We start from the raw sequence: 13,568 nt of genomic DNA, 5'->3' as shown, positions 1-13,568 counted from the left end.
CCCGGAGGGCACCATGGAGTTCACCGAGCTCAGACTCGAATCCCAGCCGCGACGCCTCTCGAGCGACGCCGCTGGCAAGGACCGACGGACGTCGGTGGACAAGGCCGTCTGCGTGCTCAAAGCGTTCGGCGACGACGCCAACGTCGGCGTTGGCGTGAGCGAGCTCAGCCGCAGGGCCGATCTCAGCAAGTCGACCACCTTCCGGCTGCTCGCCATGCTCGAGAAGAGCGAGATGGTGGAGCGCATCGGCACCGCCTATCGCTTCGGTCCCGCGATCCAGAGCCTCGGCGGCCAGGACGAGTCCTCCCGCCGCCACGACCAGGCCAGGGATCTCCTCACCCCGTTCCTCGCCGACCTGTTCGTCGCCACCCGGCTGACCGTGCAGCTCGCGGTCCTCGAGGGGCAGCACGTCATCTACCTCAACAAGCTCGAGGGGCACCAGCGCCTGCGGACGCCGAGCCGCATCGGCGGCCACATGCCCGCGTACTGCACGGGGGTCGGCAAGGTGTTCATGGCCTTCGATCCGGCGGCGGAGGCTGACGGGCTCCGCGCGGAGCGCCACCGCTGGACCCCGAACACGATCGTCGACGAGCAGGCACTGCGCGTTGAGCTGGCCAGGGTTCGCGTGGAGGGCATCGCTCACGATCGGGGCGAGTCGCTCGAGACGCTGAACTGCATCGCGGCCCCCGTGATGAGCCGACGGGGTGTCCCGCTCGCGGCCCTGTCGGTGTCCGGGCGCGCCGACGCCTTCCGCCCGCAGGAGCACGAGCACACGCTGCGCCAGGTCGCCCTCGCGGCCTCGCGCGCGGTGGCGCGCTTCGAGGCTCGGCTCGCAGCGGCATAGCGCGGCCTCGGACGGCCCCCTCGCGCACGCGGGCCGGTTTCTGTCAGCATGGTTTTCGGGAGTTCGGCTCCGAACCGGCGACCCCGAGGCGCACGCGTCGTTTCCTTGCGGCGTTTCACCTGATCGTGCCATGCAATACGGCCCGGTGTGCCAAGCCTCGGAACGCCCGGCTGCAAACCGGGCGAATTCCCTGCAAGCTCATGAAGCGGACGAAGACGTCTCCGGAAAGGAGCCATGCAACATGAATGTGGATATCAGCCCGATCAAGCAGCTCGCCCGCCATGCGTCCGAGCACGGCGACATGGTCGTGGCCGTCTACGAGGACCGCAGGGTCAGCTACGCCGAGTTTCACCGCGAGGTCGGACTCCTCGCCGCCGCGCTCAAGGACGACGGCATCGGACGCGGTGACCGTGTCGCCTACGCCGGCCACAACAGCCTGAATTTCGTCATCACCTATTTCGCGGCGGCGTGGGTGGGGGCGGTGTTTCTCCCGCTCAACTTCAGGCTCGCCGGACCGGAGATCCGGACGGTGCTCGAAGACGCCCGCCCCGATGTGCTCATCGCCGAGCCGGAGCAGGCGTCCAAGATCGGCGCCTTCCTCGAGCTCCTCTCCGTGCGCCAGCCACTGCTCATCGACGACGATCCGAACATTCTCGATCCGGCGCCTGAATTCGGCGATTGGGCCTCTTATCGGGAGTTCCGCACCGCTCATACGGCGCTGGAGCCCCACGTTCCCCAGCACGAGGAGGATCTCGCCGCGCTGCTCTACACCTCCGGCACGACCGGCAGGTCCAAGGGCGTCATGCTCACGCACGGCAATCTGTGGTGGGGACAGGCGAACGTCGATTCCGTGCTCGACACCCGCTTCGGCGACGTGTCGCTCGCGGTCGCGCCGCTCTTCCACATCGGCGGTTTCAACGCCTTCACCCTCCGGACCGTGACGCGCGGCGGCACCCTCGTGATCCGGCGCCAGTTCGATCCGGCGCAGGCGCTCGCCGACCTCGAGGAGTTCCGCGTCAACAGCATGTTCCTCGTCCCGGCGATGCTCTCCGCGATCTCCAGGCAGGAGGGCTTCGAGGACGCCGACCTGAGCGAGCTCCGCGCGGCCACCGTGGCGGGCGCACCGGTTCCGCCCGCGCTGATCGAGCAGTACGCGCAGAAGAACGTGCTGCTCCTGCAGGCCTGGGGCCTCACGGAGACGGCGCCCTTCTCGACGCAGCTCGAGGCCGCGATGACCGCGGAGAAACTCGGATCGTGCGGGGTTCCCATGCCCTACAGCGAGGTGAAGATCGTCGACCCGGAGTCGCTCGCCGACGTCGCAGAGCCCTGCGTGACGGGTGAGATGTGGGTGCGCGGGCCGAACGTGTCGGCCGGCTACTGGAACAACCCGGAGGCCACAGCGGCCGCGTTCACCCCGGACGGCTGGTTCCGGACGGGCGACCTCGGGTACTTCGACGAGGACGGTTACTTCTTCATCGTCGACCGGCTCAAGGACATGATCATCTCCGGCGGCGAGAACATCTACCCCGCCGAGATCGAAATCGCACTCAACGCGCACCCCGCGGTCACCGACGTCGCCGTCATCGGCACGCCGCACGAGAAATGGGGCGAGACCGTCTGCGCCGTGGTCGCCTTCGCCCCCGGTGAGGAACTCGATCTCGAAGCGCTCCGCGACTTCCTGACGAAGCGCATCGCCCGCTACAAGCTGCCGTCTCGCCTCGTCACGGTCGACGCCGTCCCGCGCAACGGCGCGGGAAAGCTCGACAAGGTGCTGATCCGCGAACAGGTCGCGGCGTCCGACAACGCCCAGACGGCCCCCGCGGTGCCGCCGTACACGGAGGCCGTCCGCATCCCGCGTTAGCGCGTGCACCGCGGCCCCGCACGATCCCTCGGACGCGAAGATCCCCCGCTTCGCCTCCGCCCGCCTCACGAAAGGACACACCCCCAATGGCACGTCTCCTCGACAACTACGATCCCGGCCCCTCCGTCGCGCAGTGCGGCGCGATCAACGTCGGCACGAAGGACCTGGAGAAGTCGCTCCACTTCTTCCGCGACCTGCTCGGCATGGAAGAGGTCGCCCGCGTCGGCGACACCTCCTATCTCCGCGGCTACATGGAGCTCACCCACCACTCGCTCGTCCTCACCCAGCAGGACGAGAACATCGTCAACTCCTACAGCTTCCGCATGCGCCGTCCCGAGGACGTCGAGATCATGTACGGCGAGCTGGAGAAGCAGGAGATCGAGGCCATCGAGGTCCCAGCGGGGACCGAGCTCGGCCGCGGCACCGCGGTGCGCTTCCTGGTTCCCGGCAGCGAGCACCCGTTCGAGCTCTACTACGACATCGACAAGCCGCTCGCGCCCGAAGAGCTGCGGTCCCGCCTCCCGAGCAACAGCTCGAAGCGTCGCGGACTCGGCGTCAGGCGCGTCGACCACTTCAACGTCCAGACCTCGCGCGAGACGATCAACCAGGCCGAGCAGTGGGTGCGCGACAACCTCGGCTTCAACCGCCGCGAGTACCAGCTCCACCGCGATGACGAGACCGTGCTCGCCTCCTGGATGTCGGTCACCCCGCAGGTGCACGATCTCGCCATGGTCGCGAACTCGGAGGGGAAGCGGGCGCAGCTCCACCACATGGCCTTCAACCTGGAGAACATGTCGGACGTCCTGACCGCCGCCGATATTCTCTCCGACTTCGATGTCCACTTCGATCTCGGTCCGGGCAAGCACGGCATCGGCCAGGCCATGTATCTCTACGTGATGGATCCGGGATCCGGCCACCGCGTCGAGATCTACGCCGGCGGCTACCTCATCTTCGATCCCGACTGGGTGCCGATCAAGTGGGAGCGCGAGCAGTTCAAGGACGGGCTCACCTGGTACGGAGACCCGTTCGTGATCGAGGGAGCCATGCGCAGCCTCGCGACCACGCCGTCGGCGGGTCTCGAGCTCGCTCGCTGACGACGCCCGCGCGGCGAGCTGGAGGCAAACGCATCGCGTTTGCCGCTCGCCGCGGCGGCACCACCGCGCCGCTGAACCCCGGGGTTCAAGTCCCCGAAACGCAGGAAGCTCCGACCTCAAAGATCGGAGCTTCCGCGATTCCTACGTGCGCGAGGGGGGACTTGAACCCCCACGCCCTTGCGGGCACTGGCACCTGAAGCCAGCGCGTCTGCCAATTCCGCCACTCGCGCGTGTTCGTTGTGTTCGGGCACAGGCCCGGACAACTCCACAAGCTTAGCAGGCCCGGGGGCTTCTCACCAAAGCGGGCTACACTGATCAACGCGTGTGGCCGCGTGGCGGCGTGCGTCGGTCCCACGAGCGTGGCACCGTTAACTTGATCGGTTGTACCTCCGCTGTCGCGCGGAGGTACCGGATAGAACAGTAAGCGAGGTGGTCACGTGGGGATTCTGGATAGCGTCGAGCGCGGCCTCGAGCGTGCTGTGAATGGGGCGTTCGCGAAGACGTTCCGCTCCGGTGTGCAGCCGGTTGAGATCGCTTCGGCGTTGAAGCGCGAGCTCGATATTGGCGCGGTCGTCGTCGATCGTGATCGGGTGCTCGCACCGAATCGCTTCGTGGTGCGCGTGTCCGAGAAGGATGCGGACCGCCTGCGGGCGCTGGGGGCGACGCTCGAGAACGAGCTGCGCGCCGTCGTCGTCAAGCACGCGAAGCGTCAGAGCTACCAGTTGATGGGCGAGCCGGATGTCGAGGTGCGCGCGGATTCGTCGGTCACGACGGGCGTCCTCGAGGTCGATTCCTCGCGGGTCGAGGGCTCGGTCGAGTGGGTTGCCGCGATCGATGTCGATGGCGTGCGTCACGAACTGAAGCGCGGCACCACCACCGTTGGCCGCGGCAGCGACTGCGGGATCCGGATCTCTGACAGCGCGGCGTCGCGCCGTCATCTTGACCTGATCTGGGACGGCAGCGCCGGCATTGCCCGCGATCTCGGGTCGACGAACGGTTCGAAGATCAACGGCGAACGGTTCCGCGAGGCGGCGCTCGTCGCGGGCACGGTCATTACGATCGGGCAGACGTCGCTCGTCTTCCAGCTGGTCCCGGGACGTCAGGCGCGCGCGTCAGCGCCGCAGCAGCCGCGCCGGCAGCCGGCGGCGCCTCAGGCACCGGCTCCTCAGGCTCAGGCGGCCCCCGCCGCCCCCGCGAACTCCCGGATTGCGCGCGCCACGCGCCCGCCGTCCGAGCCCCAACCTCCTGCCGCGCCCCGCGGCAACTCCGAGCCGGGTGGGGCACCCGGCATCGACCAGGACTTCTGGAGGGGGCTGTGAGCGAACTCACCCTGCTCATCCTGCGCATCGGGTTCCTCCTGCTGCTGTGGTTCTTCATCTTCACGATCGTGTACGCGCTGCGGAGCGACCTGTTCGGCGCCCCGGTGCGCCGGCTGAAGTCCGAGAACGGGCGATCGTCGGGATCCGGATCGGCGTCGCCCGTCGTCGCCGCGGCCGCCCCGGTCTCCGCTCCCCCGGTCGCCGCGGCCGCACCGGCCCCGAGCGCCCCGAGCGCCCCCACCGAGGCCGTGCAGTCGGCGGGCGGACGCCCCGCCGACTCGGGTCCGGCGATCACCCCGTCGGCAGGCCTACTGCCTTCTGCCGGACCGGAGCCCACCGCCTCCGGGGCCGCCCCCGCGGCTGGAACCCCCGGTCACGGCGCTGCAGGCACGCTCGTCATCACCTCGGGCGTCGCCACGGGCACCGCGATCCCCCTCGATGAGGACTTCGTGTCGATCGGCCGCAGCGGCGATTCGACGCTCGTCATCGTCGACGAGTACACCTCGACCTACCACGCGCGCCTGGCCCGCCAGGGCGATCAGTGGATCCTCACGGACCTCGACTCCACGAACGGCACTCGCCTCAACGGGGAGCGCGTCAAACGCCCCGTCGTTGTTCCGCTCAACACCCCGGTCACGATCGGCACGACGACGTTCGAGCTGAGGCCCTAACCGTGACGGTCGGGTATCAGAGCGCCGTCGGTTCCCATGTGGGGATGGTGCGGGCGAACAACCAGGACTCCGGCTACGCCGGCGACTATCTGTTCCTCGTCGCGGACGGCATGGGCGGCCACGCGGGCGGCGACGTCGCCTCGGCGATTGCCACGAAGGCCATGGCCGAGCTGGACGAGAAGCCCGAGTGCTCCGCCGAGGCCACCACGAACACCCTCCGCTCTGCGGTGCTCGAGGCCAACTCGAAGCTGCGCTCGACCGTGCGCGAGCGCCCGGAGCTCGCGGGCATGGGGACCACGTTCACGGGTTTCATGACCGTCGGCGACCAGCTCGCCCTCGCCCACATCGGCGACTCCCGCCTCTACCTGCTCCGCGACAACGAGCTGCGCCAGATCACGAAGGATCACACCTTCGTGCAGCGCCTCGTCGACAGCGGCAAGATCACCGAGGAGGAGGCGAAGACGCACCCTCGCCGTTCGGTGCTCATGCGCGTGCTCGGCGACGTCGACTCGTCGCCGCAGGTCGACACCGAAGTCATCTCGACGCGGCCGGGCGACGTCTGGCTCCTCTGCTCGGACGGCCTGTGCGGCTACGTCGACGACCCCGATATCGAGAAGATCCTGCGCCGCCGCTCGAGCCTGCAGGGCGCGGTCGACTCGCTCATCGACAAGAGCCTCGCTCACGGAGCCCCCGACAACGTCACCGTGGTGCTCGTCGAAACCACTGATGAGCCCCAGGAAATCACGGAGCCGAATCCGCGTTTCGTCGGTTCGGCCGCGACCTCCCCTGCTCCCCGCGACGGATCGGTGTCGACCGCTCGCACTCGGATCCTGCGCCGTCGCCCGGTGCGCCGCCCGCCGCAGATCGAGGAGAGCCACTTCGAGGCCCGCGTCGACGAGTACCTCGCCGAGCTCATCGCCGAGACCCGCCGACGCAATCGTCGCCGCCGCATCCTGTGGGCGTTCGGCGTGGTCGCGATCCTCGCGTCGATCGCCGGTGCCCTGTTCCTCGGGTACGAGTGGACGCAGTCCCGCTACTACGTGGGAACTGACGGCGACACGGTCATCATCTACCGCGGCGTGCAGCAGTCGATCGGCTCGTTCTCGCTGAGCTCCGTTGCCGAGGACACCGAGATCCCGCTCTCCGAGCTCGACGGCCTCGAGCAGCGCCAGCTGAAGCGCACGCTCGCCGCGGGGTCCCTCGAGGAGGCCAGAGACATCGTGCTGCGATTGGGGGTGCCCGGTGAGTGACACCGCCGCCAAGGAGCCCCGCAGCTTCGAGAAGACCCGCACGAGCGAGACGGTGCTGCAGCGCATCACCGCGCTCCGCGCTCCGCGCAAGCTCATGGGACTCGAGCTGTCGCTCCTCATCTTCGCGCTCGCGATCGGCATCGCCGCGGTCGTGATCATCGACCTCACGGTGCAGGGCCGGGTCACGACGACGCTCGTGCCCGGCGGCGTGCTGTTCGCGATCTGCCTGTTCGCGCTGCACTTCGCGATTCGCAGGATCGCGCCGGACGCCGATCCCCTGATCCTGCCGATCGCCGCGTTCCTGAACAGCGTCGGCATCGCGATGATCTACCGCATCGACCTCGGACTCGGGCTCTCCGGCTGGGCGTCGACCTCGATCCGGCAGCTCGTCTGGTCTTCGGTCGCGCTCATCGTTGCGATCGTCGTACTCGCGGTCGTCCGCAACCACATGGTGCTGTTCCGCTACACCTACCTGTCGGGGCTCGCGGCAGTGATTCTCCTGCTGCTCCCGATGCTGCCCGTCATCGGCCAGGAGATCAATGGCGCCCGGGTGTGGATCCACATCGGCTCGTTCTCGTTCCAGCCGGGCGAGATCGCGAAGATCCTGCTCGCGATCTTCTTCGCCGGCTACCTCGTGCAGGCGCGCGACTCACTCGCGATGACGGGGAAGAAGATCCTCGGCATCCGCTTCCCGCGCGCCCGCGATCTCGGCCCCCTGTTCGTGTTCTGGCTCGCCGCGATGTCGGTGCTCGTGTTCCAGCGCGACCTCGGCACCTCGCTCCTCTACTTCGGCCTGTTCCTGTCGATGCTGTACATCGCGACGGCGCGGATCGGCTGGGTCATCCTCGGCGTCGGCCTGTTCCTCGTCGGCGGCATCGTCGCGAGCCAGACCCTGTCGTACGTGCACACCCGGTTCGCGAACTGGCTCGACCCGTTCCGCGATGCGCAGGGCGGCAGCTACCAGATGGTGCAGGGGCTGTTCGGAATGGCGAACGGCGGCATGACGGGCACGGGCCTCGGGCAGGGCTACCCGGAGATCACCCCGCTCGCGCAGAGCGACTACATCATCCCGAGCCTCGGTGAGGAAGTGGGCCTGATCGGCCTGTTCGTCGTGCTCGCCGCGTATCTGCTGCTCGTCGGCCGCGGCCTCCGCATCGGCTTCGCCGGCCAGGACGACTTCGGCAAGCTGCTCGCCTCTGGCCTCGCGTTCGCGATCGCGCTTCAGGTGTTCATCGTCGTTGGCGGTGTCACCCGGGTGATCCCGCTCACGGGGCTCACCGCCCCGTTCCTCGCTGCGGGCGGATCCTCGCTCGTCTCGAACTGGATCATCATCGCGCTCCTCGTGCTGCTGTCGAACTCCGTCCGCAACCGTCCGAAGCTGGTGATCCGCGCATGAACAAGCAGCTGAAGTTCATCACCCGGACCGTGTTCGGCATGTTCATCCTTCTGTTCTTCGCGGTCACGATGATCCAGTTCGTGAACGCCGACGAGCTGCAGGCGAACAGCCTGAACACGCGCACGATCAAGAACAGCTACAAGATCGAGCGCGGGTCGATCCTCGTCGACGGCGACCCGATCGCGTACTCCACCCCCACGGGCGACGAGTACCGCTTCGTCCGCCAGTACAAGGACGGCTCGATCTACGCCCCGATCACGGGCTACTTCTCGCACTCCCAGGGCAAGACGGGCCTCGAGTCGGCGATGAATCAGGAGCTCTCGGGCAGCGGCAACGCCCAGTTCTTCACCCGCCTCGAACGCACCCTCAACGGCACCTCGCCGCAGGGCAGCTCCGTGCAGACGACGATCGACCCGAAGGCGCAGAAGGCCGCCGTCGAGGCACTCACCTCGCAGAACTTCGAGGGCGCGGTCGTCGCGCTCGAACCGAAGACGGGCAAGATCCTCGCACTGGCCTCGACGCCCAGCTACGATCCGGCAGTGCTCGCCTCGAACGACGACGCCGAGATCATCAAGAACTATCGCAAGCTCGACGCCGATCCCGGCAAGCCGATGACGAACCGCGCGATCGCGGGCGACCTGTACCACCCTGGGTCGGTCTACAAGCTCGTCGTCGCAGCGGCCGCGATCGAGGACGGCAAGGCGAAGCCGTCGAGCTCCTTCGCGAACCCGGCCCAGCTCAAGCTTCCCCAGTCCTCGTCGGTCATGCAGAACGCGTCGCGCACCACCTGCGGCTCCGGCTCGAAGGCCACGCTCGAGCAGGCGATCGTGATGTCGTGCAACATTCCCATCGCCGAGCTCGCGATGAGCATGGACAAGAACAAGGTTCCCGAGATGGCCCGCGCCTTCGGCTACGGCCAGGACCTGAGCATCCCGATTCCGGTCACGCCGAGCGTTTCCCCGGAGCCGGAGGATCAGGCGCAGACGGCGCTCGCGTCGATCGGCCAGCTCGACGTGCGCGCCACGCCGCTGCAGGTCGCCATGGTTTCCGCCGGCATCGCGAACGAGGGTACGGTGATGAAGCCGCATCTCGTAGACAGCGTCATCACCCCGGATCTCCGCGTCGAGAGCCAGTACAAGCCCGAGGAGTTCAGCAAGCCGATCTCCAAGGAGACGGCGTCAGCGGTTGCCGGGATGATGGAGCACGGCGTGAACACCCAGGAGGGCCTCGCCCAGAAAGCGGGGATCCCGGGGGTTCGCGTCGCGGGCAAGACCGGCACCGCGGAGAATGGAACCAGTGCGGACGGCGCCGAGCTGCCCTACACGATCTGGTTCACCGGTTTCGCGCCGGTGGACGACCCCAAGGTTGCGGTCGCGGTCGTGATTGCGAACGGCGGCGGCGAAGCGTATGGATATGAAGGGGGATCTTTCGATCTCCCCACGGCTGTTGGAAAACAAGTTATGGAAGCGGTGTTGAGCGAATGAGGCCAGCTGCAGGTATCACGTTCGGTGGACGCTACGAGCTGAGCTCGCGAATTGCCGTCGGCGGCATGGGCGAGGTCTGGCAGGCGACCGACAGCATCATCGGCCGTACCGTTGCGATCAAGATCCTGAAGGACGAGTACATGGGGGACCCCGGGTTCCTCGAGCGGTTCCGCGCAGAGGCGCGCCACGCAGCACTCGTCAACCACGAGGGCATCGCGAACGTCTTCGATTACGGCGAGGAGCAGGGCTCGGCGTACATCGTGATGGAGCTCGTCCCCGGCGAGCCGCTCTCCACGATCATCGACCGCGAGGGCCGGCTCCCGGCGAACCGCGTACTCGGCATCGTCGCGCAGACGGCCACCTCGCTGCAGGCGGCTCACGACGCTGGCCTCGTCCACCGCGATATCAAGCCCGGAAACCTCTTGATCACGCCCGAGGGCCGCGTCAAGATCACCGATTTCGGGATCGCGCGCATCGCCGACCAGGTGCCGCTCACCGCGACCGGGCAGGTCATGGGCACCGTGCAGTATCTGGCGCCCGAGCAGGCGAGCGGCCACACCGCGACGCCCGCGACCGACATCTACTCGCTCGGTGTCGTCGCCTACGAGTGCCTCGCAGGCAAGCGTCCCTTCACGGGCGAATCGCAGGTCGCGATCGCGATGGCACAGATCAACGACACCCCGCCGGATCTGCCGGACGACGTTCCCGAGCCCGTTCGCAACCTCGTCTTCGCCTGCCTCGCGAAGGACGCGGCGGGCCGGCCCGAGACCGCGGCGAAGCTCGCGCAGGCCGCAACGGCGCTGCATCGGGGCGACGTCCGCCTCGCCGCTACGTACGTGCCGCAGGTGCTCGGGGACGAGCAGCCGGCCACGACCGTGATGCCGCAGCAGACCGACTCGATGGACGCCGCGACGACGGCGCTGCCCAAGACGACGGCGCTCGCTGGCGCCGCCGGGGCGGGTGGCGCAGCGGCCCTCGGCCTTGAGGACGGCGCGGAGGCCACGGAGCTCGATGGCGAAGCCGACGCCGAGAAGAAGAAAAAGAAGAAGAGCCCGTGGACGTGGCCCCTGATCACGCTCCTCGCGCTGCTCCTCATCGTGGGCATCGGTACCGCCTTCGCGCTCATGAACAACGGCGACGAGAAGAAGCCGACCACCACGTCGAAGACGACCACGTCCAAGACCACCTCGTCGACCCCTCCTCCCACGTCTGAGGCCCCGACGACCGGCGTCGTCGACGAGAACTCCCTGATCGGCATGAAGTACAAGGAAGCCGAGGCGGCTCTGCAGGCTGCCGGGTTCACGAACATCGCGCTCAAGCCCGGAAGCCAGGCCGCAGACGATCAGGTCGATCTCGTGACGGCCGTGACCCCGTCCGGCGGCCAGGTGCCGTTCGACGAGCGCATCACGCTCACCTACAACGTTCCGTTCGGCCAGGTGACTGCGCCCGGGACCCCCACCGCGAGCCCGAGCACGGTCGACGCGGGCGGCACCGTGAACGTGAGCTGGCCCGTTGCGAGCTGCCCCACGGGCCTCACGCTGCAGGCATACAACGTTTCGATCTCGGGCGACGGATCGGGTCCCGGCTCGACCCAGACCCCCGGCGTCGCCGTGAAGGCGAACGCGCTCGAGCCGGGTACGAGCGACGGCAAGATCACCGTCACCTACACCTACACCTGCGGCAACGGTTCGTCCGTGACGCGCAATTCCGACCCGTCGGGCGCGGCGACGATCACGGTGAAGGCGCCCGCGAAGCCTGAGCCCAACCCCAATCCCGGCACCGGGAATGGCAACGGGAACAGCAATCAATAACGATTGAAAGTCCAGATGAGGACAGTTTCGAGTGTCCTCGGGGCATTCGGAACCTGTCCGCAGTAAACTGGGATCTGTTCGATGACCATGGAAGAGGTGGAGATGCCGGAGACCGCCGACGTTGGCGAGCAGCGAATTCTGGCCGGCCGCTACGCCATTGGTGATTTCATCGGGCAGGGTGGGATGGCAACGGTGTATCGCGGCACCGATACCAAACTGGGTCGTCAGGTCGCGATCAAGGTCATGAAAGCCGACCTCGCGGGTGACGAGCAGTTCCGCGAGCGCTTCCGGCAGGAGGCCCACTCGGCCTCGCGCATGGCGCACCCGACCGTGGTGCGCGTGTTCGACGCCGGAGACGACCTGATCCAGACCGCTGACGGGGCCAAGCGTCTCCCGTTCATCGTGATGGAGTACGTCGAGGGCACGAACCTCCGGCAGCTCGTCACGCAGGGCGCGCTGTCCCAGTCCGAGGCGTGCCGCGTCGTCGATTCGGTGCTCACCGCGCTCGAGTATTCGCACCGCGCCGGTATCGTGCACCGCGACATCAAGCCCGCGAACATCATGATCACCTCGACCGGCCAGGTCAAGGTCATGGATTTCGGCATCGCGCGCGCGGTGTCGGAGACCTCGTCAACGCTGCAGCAGACCACGGCGATCCTCGGCACCGCCGCCTACTTCTCGCCGGAACAGGCGAAGGGCGAGTCGATCGACGCGCGCACCGACCTCTACTCCACGGGCGTGCTCCTGTACGAACTCCTGACGGGCGACGTCCCGTTCCGCGGCGACACCGCCGTCGCTGTGGCCTATCAGCACGTGAGCGAGCGGCCGAAGCCGCCGAGCGAGCGGCAGCCCGAGGTCACGCCCGAGCTCGACCGTGTCGTGCTCTACAGCCTCGCGAAGGATCGCGCGAAGCGCTTCCAGTCCGCGGCTGAGTTCCGCGAGGCGCTCCGCGAGGCTGCGGAGGGCCGGATGCCGAAGCTCGAGGTGCAGCAGCAGGACGCGGTCCTGTTCTCGGGCGGCGAAGAGGTTTCCGAGTCCGATCTCGCACTGCGCCAGCTGTCCGAGGGCGGCGGCGGCACCCGGACCCAGAGCCGGCCCCCGGTCATGTGGACCTGGGCGGCGATTCTGACGGTCGGCGCGGTGATCATCGCGGTCGTCTTCTGGCTCGTCACGCTCGCGCCGCAGCAGTTCCAGCCGTCGACATCGCGCGAGGTTCCCGATCTCGTGAACGTTGCGACGAGCGATGCGATCAAGCAGTTGCGCGATGCCGATCTCGTGGCCGTGCAGGTCGAGCAGACGAACGACAAGGTCGCCGCTGGCCACATTATCTCCACGGATCCCGAGGCCGGCAGCATGCTGAGCGTCGGCGACGAGGTGAAGATTTTCATCTCCACGGGCCCCGAGTCCGCTCAGGTCCCCGACTTCGCCCGGATGTCGATCAAGGACTACACCAAGCGGGTCGAGGATCTCGGTCTCTCGGTCAGCCTGGTGAAGTCCGTCGACGATCCGCTCGAGACGGAGGGCCGCGTGCTCGACGTCACGCCGAAGCCCGGAACGAAGCTCGAATCGGGCGGCGGTGTCGAGGTGAAGGTGTCGAGCGGCAAGATGCAGGTGCCCAACGTGACGGGTCAGCCGCTTGAGGTGTCGCGCTCCATGGTCGACAATCTCGGCCTGCAGGTGCAGTACACGGCGGATACGAGCTGCAAGTCCAAGGCCGGTTTCCCGGTCGAGTGGCAGTCCATCGTCGGCGATCAGCCGCAGGGCAGCAAGCTCGAAGTGAAGTACTGCTCGGGCTAGTCCGCGTCCACGCCGCGTCGCGCCCAGCACACCAGCGTCAG

Annotated in this window: 10 protein-coding genes and 1 tRNA gene; 10 read left to right on the top strand and 1 reads right to left on the bottom strand. The window is 67.8% G+C overall.

From position 1 onward, the window contains the following. Positions 1–13 precede the first annotated feature (13 nt). The 3 genes from JD292_RS08010 to JD292_RS08000 all read left to right on the top strand — a co-directional run bounded on the left by JD292_RS08010 (position 14) and on the right by JD292_RS08000 (position 3,799). On the top strand, positions 14–844 hold the full coding sequence (locus JD292_RS08010; protein WP_200132208.1) for an IclR family transcriptional regulator: 831 nt from the start codon (positions 14–16) through the stop codon (positions 842–844). A 241-nt stretch (positions 845–1,085) separates the two neighbouring features. Beyond that, entirely contained in the window at positions 1,086–2,705 is a 1,620-nt protein-coding gene (locus JD292_RS08005; protein ID WP_200132207.1) for an acyl-CoA synthetase, read from the top strand. Positions 2,706–2,791: 86 nt separating this feature from the next. After that, on the top strand, positions 2,792–3,799 hold the full coding sequence (locus JD292_RS08000) for a VOC family protein (RefSeq protein WP_200132206.1): 1,008 nt from the start codon (positions 2,792–2,794) through the stop codon (positions 3,797–3,799). A gap of 146 nt (positions 3,800–3,945) precedes the next feature. Here JD292_RS08000 and JD292_RS07995 read toward each other — a convergent pair. Beyond that, positions 3,946–4,029: transfer RNA gene (locus JD292_RS07995), tRNA-Leu, on the bottom strand. 207 nt (positions 4,030–4,236) lie between these two features. Between JD292_RS07995 and JD292_RS07990 the strand changes: the two genes are divergently transcribed. The 7 genes from JD292_RS07990 (at position 4,237) to pknB (ending at position 13,527) form a co-directional block, all read left to right on the top strand. Beyond that, on the top strand, positions 4,237–5,118 hold the full coding sequence (locus JD292_RS07990) for an FHA domain-containing protein (RefSeq protein WP_200132205.1): 882 nt from the start codon (positions 4,237–4,239) through the stop codon (positions 5,116–5,118). Further along, positions 5,115–5,789: an FHA domain-containing protein FhaB/FipA gene (locus JD292_RS07985; RefSeq protein ID WP_200132204.1), complete on the top strand. Its 675-nt coding sequence runs from the start codon at positions 5,115–5,117 to the stop codon at positions 5,787–5,789. Before JD292_RS07990 ends, JD292_RS07985 begins: the two co-directional genes overlap by 4 nt. 2 nt (positions 5,790–5,791) lie before the next feature. Continuing rightward, on the top strand, positions 5,792–7,039 hold the full coding sequence (locus JD292_RS07980) for a Stp1/IreP family PP2C-type Ser/Thr phosphatase (RefSeq protein WP_200132203.1): 1,248 nt from the start codon (positions 5,792–5,794) through the stop codon (positions 7,037–7,039). Beyond that, positions 7,032–8,435 carry an FtsW/RodA/SpoVE family cell cycle protein gene (locus JD292_RS07975; protein ID WP_200132202.1) on the top strand — a complete coding sequence of 468 codons (1,404 nt, stop codon included), beginning with the start codon at positions 7,032–7,034 and terminating at the stop codon, positions 8,433–8,435. Before JD292_RS07980 ends, JD292_RS07975 begins: the two co-directional genes overlap by 8 nt. Further along, positions 8,432–9,919 carry a peptidoglycan D,D-transpeptidase FtsI family protein gene (locus tag JD292_RS07970; protein WP_200132201.1) on the top strand — a complete coding sequence of 496 codons (1,488 nt, stop codon included), beginning with the start codon at positions 8,432–8,434 and terminating at the stop codon, positions 9,917–9,919. Before JD292_RS07975 ends, JD292_RS07970 begins: the two co-directional genes overlap by 4 nt. Continuing rightward, positions 9,916–11,730: a serine/threonine-protein kinase gene (locus JD292_RS07965; protein ID WP_200132200.1), complete on the top strand. Its 1,815-nt coding sequence runs from the start codon at positions 9,916–9,918 to the stop codon at positions 11,728–11,730. The genes JD292_RS07970 and JD292_RS07965 overlap by 4 nt, the downstream gene beginning before the upstream one ends. An 81-nt stretch (positions 11,731–11,811) precedes the next feature. Continuing rightward, positions 11,812–13,527: a Stk1 family PASTA domain-containing Ser/Thr kinase gene (gene pknB, locus JD292_RS07960; RefSeq protein ID WP_200132199.1), complete on the top strand. Its 1,716-nt coding sequence runs from the start codon at positions 11,812–11,814 to the stop codon at positions 13,525–13,527. Positions 13,528–13,568: the final 41 nt, after the last annotated feature.

This window comes from Leucobacter edaphi (genome assembly GCF_016522535.1).
GTDB lineage: Bacteria > Actinomycetota > Actinomycetes > Actinomycetales > Microbacteriaceae > Leucobacter > Leucobacter edaphi.
Note: the sequence above shows the minus strand (reverse complement) of the source record. Positions and strands in the feature narration are given on the sequence as shown.

Excerpts from the sequence above, each read along its gene's own strand:
- JD292_RS08010 (WP_200132208.1), top strand. The coding sequence starts at position 14 with ATGGAGTTCACCGAGCTCAGACTCGAATCCCAGCCGCGACGCCTCTCG.
- JD292_RS08005 (WP_200132207.1), top strand. The coding sequence starts at position 1,086 with ATGAATGTGGATATCAGCCCGATCAAGCAGCTCGCCCGCCATGCGTCC.
- JD292_RS08000 (WP_200132206.1), top strand. The coding sequence starts at position 2,792 with ATGGCACGTCTCCTCGACAACTACGATCCCGGCCCCTCCGTCGCGCAG.
- JD292_RS07970 (WP_200132201.1), top strand. The coding sequence starts at position 8,432 with ATGAACAAGCAGCTGAAGTTCATCACCCGGACCGTGTTCGGCATGTTC.
- JD292_RS07965 (WP_200132200.1), top strand. The coding sequence starts at position 9,916 with ATGAGGCCAGCTGCAGGTATCACGTTCGGTGGACGCTACGAGCTGAGC.
- pknB (WP_200132199.1), top strand. The coding sequence starts at position 11,812 with ATGACCATGGAAGAGGTGGAGATGCCGGAGACCGCCGACGTTGGCGAG.